Annotated in this window: 15 protein-coding genes and 1 rRNA gene; 10 read left to right on the forward strand and 6 right to left on the reverse strand. The window is 28.2% G+C overall.

The genetic code is table 4. The features are described 5' to 3' along the window. Window positions 1-78 precede the first annotated feature (78 nt). Entirely contained in the window at window positions 79-1,344 is a 1,266-nt protein-coding gene (gene serS / locus ACNF36_RS02245; RefSeq protein ID WP_418303577.1) for a serine--tRNA ligase, read from the reverse strand. A gap of 206 nt (window positions 1,345-1,550) precedes the next feature. Here serS and rpmH point away from each other — a divergent pair, with 206 nt between their 5' ends. The 4 genes from rpmH (at window position 1,551) to rrf (ending at window position 4,262) form a co-directional block, all read left to right on the forward strand. Beyond that, window positions 1,551-1,697, forward strand: a complete 147-nt coding sequence (gene rpmH / locus ACNF36_RS02250) for a 50S ribosomal protein L34 (protein ID WP_257089135.1) — start codon at window positions 1,551-1,553, stop codon at window positions 1,695-1,697. Between the two features lie 9 nt (window positions 1,698-1,706). Then, window positions 1,707-2,030 carry a ribonuclease P protein component gene (gene rnpA, locus ACNF36_RS02255; RefSeq protein WP_418303578.1) on the forward strand — a complete coding sequence of 108 codons (324 nt, stop codon included), beginning with the start codon at window positions 1,707-1,709 and terminating at the stop codon, window positions 2,028-2,030. Then, window positions 2,030-4,078, forward strand: a complete 2,049-nt coding sequence (gene yidC, locus ACNF36_RS02260; RefSeq protein WP_418303579.1) for a membrane protein insertase YidC — start codon at window positions 2,030-2,032, stop codon at window positions 4,076-4,078. The genes rnpA and yidC overlap by 1 nt, the downstream gene beginning before the upstream one ends. 78 nt (window positions 4,079-4,156) lie before the next feature. Then, window positions 4,157-4,262: ribosomal RNA gene (rrf, locus tag ACNF36_RS02265) — 5S ribosomal RNA — on the forward strand. A 56-nt stretch (window positions 4,263-4,318) separates the two neighbouring features. Here the strand turns inward: rrf and ACNF36_RS02270 are convergent. Next, window positions 4,319-4,864 (reverse strand): hypothetical protein, encoded by a 546-nt coding sequence (locus ACNF36_RS02270; protein ID WP_418303580.1) that lies wholly within the window; start codon window positions 4,862-4,864, stop codon window positions 4,319-4,321. A gap of 89 nt (window positions 4,865-4,953) precedes the next feature. Here ACNF36_RS02270 and ACNF36_RS02275 point away from each other — a divergent pair, with 89 nt between their 5' ends. The 5 genes from ACNF36_RS02275 to ACNF36_RS02295 all read left to right on the forward strand — a co-directional run bounded on the left by ACNF36_RS02275 (window position 4,954) and on the right by ACNF36_RS02295 (window position 10,379). After that, complete coding sequence (locus tag ACNF36_RS02275; RefSeq protein WP_418303581.1) at window positions 4,954-7,107, forward strand: HinT-interacting membrane complex protein P80; 2,154 nt, start codon at window positions 4,954-4,956, stop codon at window positions 7,105-7,107. Continuing rightward, window positions 7,107-8,336: a HinT-interacting membrane complex lipoprotein P60 gene (locus tag ACNF36_RS02280; RefSeq protein ID WP_418303582.1), complete on the forward strand. Its 1,230-nt coding sequence runs from the start codon at window positions 7,107-7,109 to the stop codon at window positions 8,334-8,336. Before ACNF36_RS02275 ends, ACNF36_RS02280 begins: the two co-directional genes overlap by 1 nt. Next, the gene (gene hinT / locus ACNF36_RS02285) at window positions 8,336-8,668 is read left to right on the forward strand and encodes a histidine triad protein HinT (RefSeq protein WP_418303583.1); all 333 of its coding nucleotides are present in this window, start codon (window positions 8,336-8,338) and stop codon (window positions 8,666-8,668) included. Before ACNF36_RS02280 ends, hinT begins: the two co-directional genes overlap by 1 nt. Window positions 8,669-8,672: 4 nt before the next feature. Continuing rightward, a complete protein-coding gene (locus tag ACNF36_RS02290) occupies window positions 8,673-9,500 on the forward strand; it encodes a Cof-type HAD-IIB family hydrolase (protein ID WP_418303584.1) in 828 nt (275 codons plus the stop codon). Window positions 9,501-9,620: 120 nt separating this feature from the next. Then, window positions 9,621-10,379 (forward strand): PQ-loop domain-containing transporter, encoded by a 759-nt coding sequence (locus ACNF36_RS02295; protein WP_418303585.1) that lies wholly within the window; start codon window positions 9,621-9,623, stop codon window positions 10,377-10,379. A gap of 75 nt (window positions 10,380-10,454) precedes the next feature. On the opposite strand, the gene ACNF36_RS02300 is transcribed toward ACNF36_RS02295, so the two are convergent. The 4 genes from ACNF36_RS02300 to def are packed head-to-tail and all read right to left on the reverse strand — an operon-like array spanning window position 10,455 to window position 13,883. Next, entirely contained in the window at window positions 10,455-11,042 is a 588-nt protein-coding gene (locus ACNF36_RS02300) for a DJ-1/PfpI family protein (protein WP_418303586.1), read from the reverse strand. Beyond that, a complete protein-coding gene (locus ACNF36_RS02305) occupies window positions 11,042-11,974 on the reverse strand; it encodes an MSC_0882 family membrane protein (RefSeq protein WP_418303587.1) in 933 nt (310 codons plus the stop codon). The genes ACNF36_RS02300 and ACNF36_RS02305 overlap by 1 nt, the downstream gene beginning before the upstream one ends. A 2-nt stretch (window positions 11,975-11,976) precedes the next feature. After that, window positions 11,977-13,293, reverse strand: a complete 1,317-nt coding sequence (locus ACNF36_RS02310) for a hypothetical protein (protein WP_418303588.1) — start codon at window positions 13,291-13,293, stop codon at window positions 11,977-11,979. 32 nt (window positions 13,294-13,325) lie between these two features. Beyond that, window positions 13,326-13,883: a peptide deformylase gene (gene def, locus ACNF36_RS02315; RefSeq protein ID WP_323176770.1), complete on the reverse strand. Its 558-nt coding sequence runs from the start codon at window positions 13,881-13,883 to the stop codon at window positions 13,326-13,328. A gap of 82 nt (window positions 13,884-13,965) precedes the next feature. Here def and plsY point away from each other — a divergent pair, with 82 nt between their 5' ends. After that, window positions 13,966-14,715 (forward strand): glycerol-3-phosphate 1-O-acyltransferase PlsY, encoded by a 750-nt coding sequence (gene plsY / locus ACNF36_RS02320; protein WP_418303589.1) that lies wholly within the window; start codon window positions 13,966-13,968, stop codon window positions 14,713-14,715. Window positions 14,716-14,806 lie beyond the last annotated feature (91 nt).

Here is a 14,806-nt window from a genome sequence, read left to right on the forward strand (position 1 = left end):
TTAGTTGTTTCATAATCACTCCTTAATATAAAAAACACAAAATACGACGTTGTCCATATTTTGTGTCCCAGTTTATTACTATAATGTTTTTAATCCACCCATATATGGTATAAGAACTTCAGGAACAGAAACACTTCCATCAGGGTTTTGGTAGTTTTCTAAGATAGCTGCAATTACTCTATCAACAGCTAAACCTGAACCATTCATTGTGTGAGCATATTCAGTTTTACCTTCATCATTTTTATATCTAATCATAGCTCTACGAGCTTGGAAATCACCCATATAACTTACACTAGATGTTTCTCTATATCTTTGTTCTGAAGGTAATCATAATTCTAAGTCAATTGTTTTTCTTGAAGAAAATCCTAAGTCACCAGTACATAAAAGTAATTCTCTATAAGGAATTTGTAATTTTTCAAGCACATCTTTAGCATCTTCAACCATTTTTTCATACTCGACCATAGCATCTTTTGCAGATGTAACTTTTACAAGTTCAATTTTCTTAAATTCATGTTGTCTTAAGATACCTTTTGTATCTTTACCTGAGCTTCCTGCTTCAGATCTAAAACATTCTGTATATGCTGTAGCTCTAAAAGGAGTCGATAAGTCGATGATTTCATCATTGTAAATGTTTGTTAATGTAACTTCAGCAGTAGGGATTAAATATTCATCTAATCCTTCTAATTTATATAAATCTTCCTTGAATTTAGGTAATTGACCTGTTCCATATAACATTTCATCTTTAACAATTACAGGTGTTGTGAATTCTTCATAACCTTTTGAAGTATGTAAATCCAACATAAATGAAATTAATGCACGAACTAATTTTGAACCATTGTTTTTATAAATTACATATCTTGAACCTGACAATTTAACAGCTCTTTCAATATCTAAGATACCTAAATTTTTAGCAACTTCATAGTGAGGTAACACATCTTTAACAAGACCTCTACCTAATTTATCATGCTCTTTAATGATTACATTTTGATTTTCATCTTCTCCAACAGGGATTTCTTCTAAAGTTTCGTTAGGGATTTGTAAAATTAATTCATTAATTCTGCTATTTAACTCTTGCTCTTGGTTAGATAAAGTTAAATCTTCCTTTTTAACTACTTCAATTTGTGCTTTTAATTCAACTAATTTACCTTTATCGTTTTTAAATAAACCAAATTGTTTTGAAAGATTGTTTAATTCACTTTTTTTATCTTGTGATTGTTTCATCACGCTACCTCTTTGTTTAGCTAATGAAACAAATTCATCAAAAATTTCAATTTTAAAACCTCTGTTTTGTAGGTTTTTTCTTACTTTTTCTTCATTATTTAAAACATATTTTATATCTAGCATTTTGACCTCGTAATTTAAATTGTTTAAATTATACATTAATAAAGAGTTAATAAATTATTATGTTGAAAATAGATTTTTTAACCCTTAAATTAAGCAAAATAATTCAAAAAATGATACTAAAAAAATAGATGCTAAAAAATTAGTCATTTGCTATAATTTAAACACGCTTATATAAAATATAAAATTATTCACATAAGGAGGAAATTATGAGTAAAAGAACTTATCAACCAAACAAGCGTAAACATGCTAAGGTTCATGGTTTTAGAGCTAGAATGAAAACAGCAAATGGTAGAAAAGTATTAGCAAGAAGAAGAGCTAAAGGTAGAAAAAGATTAACAGTTTCTGATAAATAATTCTAAACAATGAAAAAACAATATCGACTAAAGAAGAATTGAGAATTTGAAGATGTAATTAACGCAAGACAAGGTAACTTTGTTTCAAATAGATATTTAATCATCTATTTCAAGAAAAGTAAAAACTTCGCTGCCGGAATTACAGTTCCAAAAAAATTCGCAAAAGCTGTAGGTCGTAATTTTTTTAAAAGACAATTAAGAGCAATTATGCATGAGTTGAATTTATATCACCACAAATATCATTTTGTTTTAATTGTTCGTAAAGAATTTATGAAGGAAGATTTTGCTATCAAAAAACAACATATAGCAAAACTCTTTGAGAAATTTAAATAATGAAGAAAAACACAAAAAATTTTTCATACTTTACTAACGGTAATGATCCGAAAACTAACCGTAAAGAGTTAACTAAAAAAATCCTTAAATGATTAAAAATAGTTTTCTATGTGTTAATTTTTGGACTTACTGTAACAGGGTGTGTTCAATCCTTTGTTATTAAAAACTCTTACAACGTAGGTAACGGACTTGAGTTTTATAGAGATAAAGGTGACATAGCACCTAGAGTTAATACTTTAAAGAGCACAAATCAAAAAAGAGATTTAGTAACACTTCAAGATCCAAATGGAGAAAACAAAACATCTGAAGTATTTGAATACGACAGATTAGCACTTGATACTGAATCAAACATTTTTGTTACTGATAAAGAGATATTAAACAAACTTAGAGAACAAACAAAATCACATAAGGGTGAATATGGTATCCCTGGTGGATACATGTCTATTTTAAGAATTCCATTTAATTCTGAAATTCTTAAAAACGCAGGTTACGAATTTGATGAAAAATTCAAATTAATTTACACAGGTTCAGATGACGCTAAAAATTATTTATTTGCAACAGCATCTGATAAAAATTACAACTTTGTAAAAGAACCTACAGATATCTTTATTTTCCCATTCACTTTCCCACAAGATGGGAAAAATAACTACGATAAAGGTAAACTTCAAAGTTACATGACTTTCAAAACAGAAAAAAAATACAAGGAAGTCAATGGTAAACAAGAAGTAGATAAAATAATCCCTGTTCTTACTGATGCAAAAGAATACCAAATTACATACATTTCAGGTATTCAAAAAATTCACAACTACACATCAGAAAACGAATCTGTTTCTAATAAGTTTGCTAGAGATATTCTCCAAATGTTATATACATATTCATTTGGTGAAGGATCTAAATTTGCTGCAAAATTAGGTAAAGAACCTTCTTTATTTATTAAAGAATTAGTTGATAACATTCCAGCAAATGTTAAAGAAGAAAATATCTCAGAACACAATAACACATTATTTACCTTAACTCAAGAACAATACCAATTGCTTATTGAATATCAAAATACAATGCAGTCATACATGAATGAATTAGGATTCTTTAATGGAGAAGTTCCTAACTCATCTTCTGAAGAATATAAAGAAAGAAGAGAACAAGTTCAAAATCAATACAAATTAAATAGAACTGATAAATATGACTACAATACAAATATTCTTTATTCTGAAAACATTAACACACTTCCTTTAAGAGGTGATTTACCATTACAAGCTATTACAACTTGAGGTGAAGCTTGAAAATATGGACCATTTTACGGTTTATTAGTATATCCACTTTCAGTGTTGGTGCAATCAATGCGTCAATCAATGCCTGATATGCTTGGATGAGCTTCTGTTATCTCAATTATAGTTGCAATCATTATTTCACGTCTTATTACACTTGCATTTACATTTAGAACAACTGTAATGCAATCGGTAATGGAAGAACTTAAATACAAAAAAGCTGCTATTGAAGCTAAATATAAAGGTTTAGAAGATAATAAAGCTATGAAACTTAAGAAAAATCAAGAGATTCAAGCTTTATATACAAAATACAACATAAATCCATTAGACCAATTTGGAAATATGTTGCTTACTATGCCGATTTTCCTTGCTATGTGAAGAGTTATTCAAAGTATTCCTGAAATCAAACAAACAACATGGCTTGGTATTAACTTCGCCTCAACATCATATAAGAGATTGTTTGAGGGAGAATGAGTTTACTTATGAATTTTAGTACTTGTTGTTGGGTTCCAATTACTTTCAAGCTTCTTACCAAGACTTCTTAATAGAAAGAAAATGAAACGTAAAACAACAATCGCAGAAGCTGAAGCACTTAAGAAATCTGAAAGAACACAAAAGATTATGATGCTTGTGTTCACAGCAATTACCTTAATCTTTACAGCTGGTGTTCAAGTTTATTGATTATTCGGTTCAATATGAACAATTATGCAAACATTAATTATTCACAAACTCATACATTCTAAGAAATTTAAAGAGAAATTCATAAATAAGAAAACTCGATAAATAACTTTTTCATTTAAATAATAAGCATTAAAAAAATAAAAAATTTACTTGACTTTATTTTAATAGTGCTATAATATATGCAGTGGTTATAGCAAAGGGGATCACCTGAATCCATTCCGAACTCAGTAGTTAAGCCCTTTAGTGCCGAAGATAGCTTTATAGTGAAAATAGGGAGCCGCTGCTTTTTTTATACCTTTTTATAAAAATAATAATTTAATACCACCTTTTCAGGTGGTATTTTTAATCTAAATCAACATTTTCTATATGAAAATAAGGAAGTTTTAAATCATCAAATTCAACTATATCATAGTAGTTAGGGTTAAGATTTTTAACTCTAGAAATAACTAGTTTAGCTTCCTTATCTCTAGAAATTAAAAACCTTGTATTTGGGTTTTGCGAAAATAGAACTTCAATTAATTCATGACAATATTGGTTTTGTTTGTTATTTTCTTTTTCAACAATTTTCTTAGCTAAATTGATCTTTTTAGCATTATTATCAGTTGATTGAATCAGTAAATTAAGGATAATATCAGTGTTATTTAAAGAAAAAATAGGCAGAAATTTCTCGTTTTTATTCATTTTATTAGAGATATTAATTAACTCAGGAAACTTGTTTTTTAATTTCAAAAATGCATAAACATCAATCACAATTTGAATTGGTTTAGTTAACTCTTTTTTCTCTTTAATTTGACTTAAAGTGCTAGAGAATAGGGAGAAAATGAATTTTTCTTCCTTACTAATTTTGATTAATTCCTCAAAAACATTTTTAATTTCTGCTTGTTTCATAGTGAAATTATAATAAATTAAATTTGATATAATTAAAACAATATTTATTATTACATAATAAATAAATTTTATAAAAGTAAGAGGTATTAATGGCTAAAAGACAAAAATCATTCTTTGAACGTTTAGTTGAGTTAAATGATAGACACGATGAGAAGAAACATAAAACTTCAACTAATAAATCAAAAAGATCTAAAACCTTAATCGGTATTTTTTCTGCTTTAACAGTTGGAGTTATTGCATCTATTACAATTCCTTTAACAATTACAACTACAAAGGTTAACTACATTCAACCAGTTGATGGAGAAAAATCTGCTTTTGTTGTTAATGATGCAAAAGGTAATGAACTTAACTCATTAACAGTTGGTAAATTAACAGATTTAATAAAATCACAAAGTCAAGAAGTTTCGGAAGAAATCAAAAATACATACAGAGAAGCGATTTTCTATATGTATGAACAAGAAGTTGAAGCATCAATTCAATATCAAAACATTTACAATAGTTCATTACAAAATGATGAAGAAGTTAACAATTCAATCAAACTTAAATCATTAGATGAAATCAAAAGACAAATTAAAGCTAAATTTGAAGATTTAAAAGTTAACTTCAAAAAAGTTTATGGTTTCCAAAATTGAGAAAAACAATTTTTTGAAGAACTTAAAAAAGATGAATACGGAAATTCAGCTAATGAAACAGATGCAACAAATTTCTTATTATTCAAACAAGTTGAAGAAATTGCTACACGTAGATATCAATTAGAATATAAAGTTGTTGATAGAACATTTGTAAATAGAACTGCTACAAAAGATATTTATAAACTTGATAAAAACGGAAACAAAGTTAAAGGTGAAAACAGTGAACCAATTAAATTATTCAGTAAAGGTGACAAAGTTTTCCCATATTTAGAAGAAAACGTTAATTACTTTGCTCCATCGGCAGATTCAACAAAAGTTACTTTATTAACAACAAAATCATTCATCACAGAATTCAAATCACCAGCAAACTTCATTTCTGAATACTTCAACAAAAATAACATCATCATTCCTACAGTTTACAAATTAGCAGGAAGCATTTCTAAAAATGATGTAGTTTATCCATGAAAAATTTCATCTGATGATGACAAAGTTAAATTATTTAACTTATTAAAATGAAATGTAACTCCAACAGCTGATTCATTTATTGCAGAATCAAACGTTGCATCATTAACAAAATTTAATAAAGCAGAAGAATATGCATTCCAAAAAGAAAATGAAACTAAAGAAGAATTTGTAAGTAGAGTTCAAAAATATAAAAACTTCTTATCATCAATCACAAATTCTGATGTTGAAAAATTAGCAACACCAGGTTTAACATCAAACATCAACTTATTTACTAAAGATTTAGATCTTGCATTAGGTGTAAATGCAACTTCAATTTTTGCTAACGAACAAAATAACTTACCTGAATTCTCATTAAAAGAATTAATTGACGCAATCAAAGGTGCTTTAAACATTCTAGAGCAACCTGATTTAACATCAGCTACAAACTTTGATGAAGCAGCAAAAATTGTTAAAGATTACGATGTTCAAATCGATAAGAAGTTAGAAGACTTAAAATTTGAACCATCAAGATTTAACACAATTAACAAAGTTATTGCTGACTATATGTTTTCAAAAGTGCAAGATGCACAAACAACAAATAATCCATTAATTCCTTATGTGTTTAAATTATCAGATATGAAAGATGCATTTATGATAATTACAGATAGTAATGTGCAAATTGTAAGATATTCACAAATTACAGAATTAGATAAATTCAAACAATTTATTGCTGAGGATGCTAAAAACTTAGCTTTAGGAAATGTTTCATATTTCAACACACCTGCACAAATTTCAAATAACTTATCAAGTTCACAAATTATTTCATTAGCTTTAAGCGATGAAAAATTTGTTGCAGAACTTAAAACAAAAACAAATACAACTACAGGAGCAAACTATACAGATGCTGATGTAACAAGTTTGCAAGCAAAAGCTGCTAGTGTAAAAAGTGGGGAAGACACAAGCAAATTAATTTCAGTATTAACATCAGTAAGTGAGTTCATTCAAAAACAATTAAACTATGGAAACAGTTACAACTTTATAGTTGATAAAGGTCTTACAAAAATAGTTTACAACCATAACGATAATGTATATAGCGATAAAAAAGCTATCGAAGTTATTAATGACTTAGTTTATTCAATCTTCGAAAAAAATGAAGGGAGCAAATAATGAAGAATATATTTAAAAAATCTTTATATTTAGCACCAGTTGCTTTCACACCATTAGTTGCACTTTCATGTGGAGTCGATAAAAACACAGAAGAAAAAAATAAACAAATCATTTTATTTGATAAACCTGCAGTTTCAACTATTGCAGAAAACTTATGATTAAAATCAGTTTTACAAGACCAATACAAAGTTGAAAAAGATACAAACTTACTCTCAAATGAAAAATTCTTTAATGAAGCTCTGATTGCTTACAAAGGATTTTTAGCTACAGAATCACAAAAGAATAACTTATATTTAGCCACTCAATTAAACAAGTGAAAATCAAACGGAATTTTCAATGAAACTGAATTAGCTGCATTGAACTCTTTATATAGAGATGTTTACAACATTAACTTAACAAATGAACAATTCCAAATCTTATACAACAACGAAAATACAAATGTGGCTTTCACAGTTAATAAACTTCTTTTAGTTAAAAACTACTTCTTTATTTCAGATGTTGTTGCATTAGAAAAAATCGATCCAAGTTCATTTAGTTTATATGGTAAAAAATACGATAACAAGCAATTTAACTTAATTAAATATGTTATCTCAAATAAAACAGTTCAATTATGAAGTTACACAAATGACAATGTAAATGAAATGTATACAGATGCTAATAAAGTTATTAAACACGTTTTAGATTACAATAACTTATTAAAGAATTCTAAAGAAGCTCAAAACATTGCAACAGCAGATTTAATTTTCAATAATGTTCCTGCTAAAGCTGAATTTGAAGCTACAATGGGTGGATACCAAGGTATTAAATCTAACCCTTACAAATCAGACTACACTGTCGATGAATTATTAAAAGCAACATCACCTGAAAATTTAGTTGGTTTCTATAACTTAACAAATGGTAAATTAGTTTCAGTTGATGAGAATGGACAATTAGCTGAAGCAATTCCTGTTTCAAAAGATGGTAAAAAAGTTGAAGTAGCTTACTTTGCTAAAATTGTTCCGGTTGCTAAAAAAATTACAGTTGATACAAATGAAAATGGAACAAAAGAAGAAAAAACAGTTTTATCATTCGATCAAACAGTTTACAAAGATTCATTAGATAAATTAGCTATCTTCATTTCGATCAGTGATGAAAACTTATACAAAAATGCAAAAGCAGCTTACATTAAAATGGGTTACAAAATTTCATCTATTGATGAACTTAAAGATAAAACAGCAGGTCTTGAATAATGAATGATTCAATCTTTACAAAAATAATTAAAAGAGAAATTCCTTCAAACATCATCTATGAAGATAATGTTGTTATTGCGATTTTAGATGCATTTCCACAACAAGAAGGGCATTTCTTAGTTATTCCTAAAGAGCATAAATCTAATATTTTAGAACACGATGAAGCAACTTTCTTACACGCTATGAAAGTTGCTAGAATGTTAGCTAAGCAAAGAGTTATAGATAACAACATTCCAGGTTTTAAAATATTAATCAACACAGGTAAAGAAGCAGGACAAGTTGTGTTCCACACACACATTCATGTAATTCCATACAAAGAACAAGGAGAATAAAATTATGCAGCAGACAAAAATATTTGCATTCGATTTAGATGGTACATTATTTACAAAAAGCGAAACAATTCACCCTTCAACAAAAGAAGTTTTACTTCAAGAGCAAGCTAAAGGAAATAAAATTGTTATTGCAACAGGTCGTGGTTTAGTTAAGATGCTTGCATTAAATCACGACACATTCAAATTTGTTGATTATTTAGTGTGTTCAAATGGTGCGTTAGTTCATAATATGAAAACTAATACAACATACACATTAGGTGAATTATCAAAAGAAATGTTAGATACAGTTCACGCACATGCACTTAAATATGATTTAGTTCTTTCGGTTGATGGAAATAACTATAATGGTTCAATTTTACCTAATGGAACTTATCCAAAATGAATGTCACCACAGCAAGTTAAAAATATGAACATTTTTAATGAAGCTACAATTGAAGAAGTAAAAGAAGCAATCAGTAATCCTGAAACAAAAATAACTCAAATGGCTATGAGAAACCAAGAACACAATGCTAAAGAAGCTACAGAAAACATTATGAGTAGTTTAAAAGATTTCGATTGTGAAGTTTACTTAACAAACTCAGTTTACACAGATATTAACCCTAAAAATATTTCTAAGTGAGCTGGAATTATGAAAATTGTTGAATTAGAACAATTAAAAGATTATCAAGTTGTAGCATTTGGTGATAGTGGAAATGATGTTCATATGCTTTCTGAAGCACACGTAGGTGTAGCTATGGGGAATGCAACAATTGAAGCAAAATCAGCTGCTAACTTTGTTATTGGTGATAATGACACAAACACAATTGGACAATTCATTTCAGAAAACTTTTAACACATATACATAGGTACAAAAGTAATTTTTGTGCTTTTTTATTTTAATTTATTTAAAATAAAAAATAATATAAAATATACATCATATTAAAGGACAAAATTTATATTAGAAAGGAATACTATGTTAACTGCATTAGAAACTGCATTTGGAATTATCAAATGAATTTGTGCAATTACTGTTATCTCATTAAGTATTCCTCAATTATTGAAAATTCTTAAAGATAAAAAGACAGGACCTGTTAACTTTGTGTCATTCTGAATTTTCCATATTGGGATTTTACTTTGAGTAATTTGAGGTGCAACAGATAAGAATAATGAAAAATTCATAACTGTTATGGTCGCAGATGGAGTGGGTATACTTGTAAACGGAATTATGACAGGTTTACTTTACTACTACAAAAAAGAATTTACTAATAAACAAAAATTACAAGGATATCTTGCTGTTTTAGCTACATGAATTATTGCTGGAATATTTACTGTATTTTACATTATTGATTATGGTAGAGCTGGTAGTCAAAAAGATCCGTATATAATTGGAAAATTACATGATTCAATTTCAACTGCTATGGGATTTATTTTCCCGGCATTTACTACATTTGCTTTCTTACCTCAGTTAATAACATCGTTTAAAACAAAACAATGACAAGGTGTTTCATACTGAATGTATGTTTTATATGTTGTAAACAACATTATTTGAATAGTTTACTGAATCTTATTAATTCTTATTAATGAAATTAAAGGGCTCTCAATCACATCAGCTATCGGTGGATTAGTATGACAATCAATTTCATTAACACTATTCTCAATCCAATTAGGATTTACATTACACGATAAATTTACAACACAAAAAACAACAGTAAGACATTCACACCGTGCTTAATAATTAAATCAACAACCAATTTTGGTTGTTTCTTTTAACAAAAAACCTACACAAATATTGTGTAGGTAATTTTGATTATATTTGTGTAAGCTTTCCAAATGTCATATTTGAACGTACAGTATCAGAGAAGTCTTCGCCATAAAAGTATTCTAATATAGCGAACCCAAAATCTAACGAAGCAGTTGCATTTGACGCTGTAATAAGGTTCCTGTCTATATTAGTGAATGGAGATTGTTTTCAATTGTTAAAGTTAATGATTTTTCCATCTTTTCAGAATGGTTTACTTCATTCAGAAAAGAATGAAACGTATTTTTGGTCTTTGATTATATTAAATTCAGCTAAAACGTTTGGTGCATCACAAATAGCTGCAAGAGGTTTGTTAAGGTCATTAAAGAATTTGTTAATTAATTCTAATGACTGCTGATTTTGTCTAAGTGTTTGACAACCTCTACCACCAGGCACGAACATTAAATCAAATTCATTTAAATTAACTGAATTAACAATGTTTGTTATTTTAACAATATTAAATTGTCCTGAAGCTTCTTTTAAGTTTGGAGAATAATAAGTAATTGATTCTAGTTTGCCTGAAGCGACTAAAACAGATAAAGTTGTGTTTAATTCTATGTCATTAAATTTATCTTCAATTATTACAAGAAGTTTCATTATTTTTTACCTCTTTTAATCACACCTTTTCAAATTAAGTATAAGAATACTGTTAAAGGTAATAATACAACTAAGATGAAAACAATAATGTAAGCTTTAATTCAAGCTTTATTCTCTAATCTTCTATCTGTATTTGTTTTAGCAACAACTTCTTCAGGGTTGTTTAAGATTGCTAATTTAATTTCAGCTTGTCTTTTTCTATCGTAAATTCTAAGAACGGTAAATACAATCGCACTAGCTGCTATTGTAGTTCCTAAAATAATGAGCATATTTTTAGTACTTCCAAAAGCATTATCTAAAATGTCGGTTCATTCAACTTTTGAGTTAATGTAAATTGATGAACCTTCTTGACCTATATTTACTTCTCAAGGAGATGTAAAGTAAAGTAAGCAAACTACAGCAATGAACAATCCAGTATATGTTAAGAAGAAAGCATAAATTCAACTTAAACGAAGCATTTTGAGTGTAATTGCTCTGTATGCTTCAGCAATAAGAACACCATTCATTTGTGTTCCATTAATGTAACTGTTTTTTGTTATTTCTTCAGTTTTAATTCATGACTTACGTCTTGTTAAAGCTTTAATTCATAAACTTAATGAAATTAAGAACACAATGCTTATTCCGATGTATCAAGCAATACCTTGTGTATGAGGTGGTTGCGATTTAAATGTATTAACAAAATAATTAATAATTGTAGCAACTATACAAAGACAGAAAATAGAAAATCATATCGAGAAAGAAAATAATGCTAGTTTTTTCTCTCTTTTAAATAATTTAAGAATATTTTCAGGAACTATGCTTTTTGGATTTACATTAGTAACTTCGTTTGTGGCAACATTTTGAACTTGTGTTTGATTCGCATAAACACCAGTTGAACCAGATGAGTTTTGAACTGAAACTGGATTTTGATTTTGTTGTTCTTGATTATTCATAATTACTCACTTGCTCCTGTTGACATATTTGCATCTGGTTGTGGATTTTCTGTATTTGGTTGATTATCTGTGTTGTCTAAGGTTTCAGTTGTTTCTTGTTTATTAAGATCTCTTAAAACAGAATTTTTAAGGTTTCCTAAAATTCCTAAAGCTAAATCTGCTGTGTTTGTTTTTTCAGAGATTGTTGGGTTAATTTTTAAAATCGCATCAACAATTTTTGATAAGTTTTGCTCTTGTGAACTATCTGATCTAGCCGCTGCTAACCCTAGCATTCCGAAGACATTTTTAACTTCTTCTGGAATTAATGTAATTGAATTTTGTTGTAATTCTTCATTGATTTTATCAACAACAAATTTTGTAAAGTCTGCTTTATTTTGTTCGCTTGAGTTCAATGTTGAACCAGGATTTGCTGCAATAAATTGAGCTTTATATTTTGTAATGTAAGCTTCAAGTTCTCTATTGTTTTTGATTTCATTTTTAGATTTTTCATCTAATAATGTAGGAATGTTTTTAGCAACTATATCAACAAATTTTTCATTTTCTAACATAGCTGCAATAGTGTTTGAGTTTTTAAGTAATTTTTCAATATCATCTTTAGATAATGAATTCGGATCCTTGATAAATTTAATTGCTAAATCATGTAATTCTGAGTCAACAAATAATTGAACCATTGAGAAAATCCCTGAAGCCAAGTTTGTTACAGATGAACCTTTACCACCAGTCATGATTTTAACACCAAGTTCTGTGGCTTTATTTGCTTTATTTGAGCTGGGCGCCATTGTTGAAATTACGTTAGCAAGTAATAATGAACCGGGTAAGGTAAGAATTACGTTTGTAATTCCTCATAAACCACCGAAACCTGCTCTAGAGAGTTTAGATCTTTTCTTATTTTTCTCTTTTCTTTTCTTTATTGTTGCTAAATGAATGATTCCGATTATTAATCATAAAAATCCTCTAATACCTCAGTAAACTCCTAAAGAAATGAATGTTATTGCAAATGTAAGAATTTCATATGCAGATTCAAATTTTTGATCTTCTTGTGCTTTTTTCTCAAATGCAGCTTTAAGAGCTGCTGATAAAATAACAGAAATAATAATTGTGATAACTATTGAAACTGTTTTGAAAATAGTTCATTTTCATCTTAAGAATCAACCTGTTACAAATGAAAATAAAACAAGTGTAACAATTAAAATAGGCATTCAAATAGTTGGGTCTGAAATTTTAGACGACATCAAATTCGCAAAGAAGTCATATAACTTATCCATTGCGTTCGATGACTCACTACTTGATGATGCTTGAGTTTCAAAAAATGTAAGCATATTTCCCTTTCTATTTTTTTTAGTTAGTTAAATTACAAGAATTTAGCTTTAGGTAGTTTCTTTCAAGGGTTTTTCTTAGCAATTCTATCGATAAATAACATTCCGTTTAAGTGGTCTAATTCGTGTTGAAATACTATTGCTAAATATCCGTCAACTGTTAAGTTTTGGAATTCTCTAGCAAAATAGCTGTAAGCTCTGACTGTTATTTTTTCAGATCTATAAACATATCCTTCTTGGTCTGGTCAATCTTCAGAAACACTTAAGCAACCCTCGCCTTCAGAAAGTGCAATTTTCTTATCGCTTTTAGCAATAATAACAGGGTTAAATAAAACATCTTTATAAATTGTGTTACCTAATTCATCTTGTATAAATACATAAAAGACATTTTTAAGAACACCATATTGAACTGCTGCTACACCAACTCCAGCTCTAAATTCAGAACCATCTTTTTGCGAATCATCAATGTGATAAATCATTTTCTCAGCTAATTCAATATCCTCATCTGTTAATGGAAGAGGTACATCTTGTGATTTTTTTCTAAGTACTTTTTCTGGTAATTGTACGATTTCTACTTTAAATTTTTTATTCATAATATTAATTATAATATATTAAATTAATTATAATTTAATATAAATTAGCTAACGAAGTATATTCAATTAATTAGGAGGGGCAATGACAGCGATTCAACTTAGCAATTCAATTTTGTTTAATATTTTATTATTCATTTTTGGATACATTGTAGGTTCCTTAAACACTTCAATTATATGAGGAAAAATTGTTAAAAAAGATGTTAGAGAGCTTCATTCAAAAAATGCAGGAGCAACTAATTCCTCTAGAGTACTAGGAAAAAAAGCAGGACTATACATTTTATTAATAGATATTTTTAAAACAATTTTAATGGTTTCAATTGCGTATGGACTGTGCAAGGCTATCAATAAAAATAGTTTAAATATGAGCTTATATGTATTTCCAATTTTATGTGGTTTAGGAGTTGTTGTTGGGCATTGTTTCCCTATTTTCTTTCATTTCAGGGGTGGAAAAGGAGTTGCTACGTCAATTGGTTTATTAATTTCAATCAACATTGCACTTTTACCAATTGCTGCAGTTATATTCTTTGCAGTATTATTCTGAAAAAAATATGTTTCATTAGCAAGTATTGTGTCGGCTCTTTTAATGACACCTGTAATTATGTTTGCTCATTGATTTTTAAGTTCAGATCTTTCTTGAGCAACTAATATGAAATGACTTGCTGACTATAGTAAACATACAAGCACTTCACTTTATAATTATCAATGAACTAGTGGAATTTTCTTTATAGCAGCGGCACTACTAATAGTTATAATGCACAGAGATAATTTAGTTAGAATTTTTAAGAATCAGGAAAGAAAGTTATCTTTTTTAGATAAAAGTAACAAAAAATAGAGAGATTTTAAAGTCTAAACTGGGACACTAAAAATGGACAGAAGGTTTAATTAGACATAATAACACCTCAATGATGTTGGGGTGTTTTTCA

It is taken from the genome of Mycoplasma sp. 4463, from assembly GCF_048381515.1.
Taxonomy (GTDB): Bacteria; Bacillota_I; Bacilli_A; order Mycoplasmatales; family Metamycoplasmataceae; genus Mycoplasmopsis.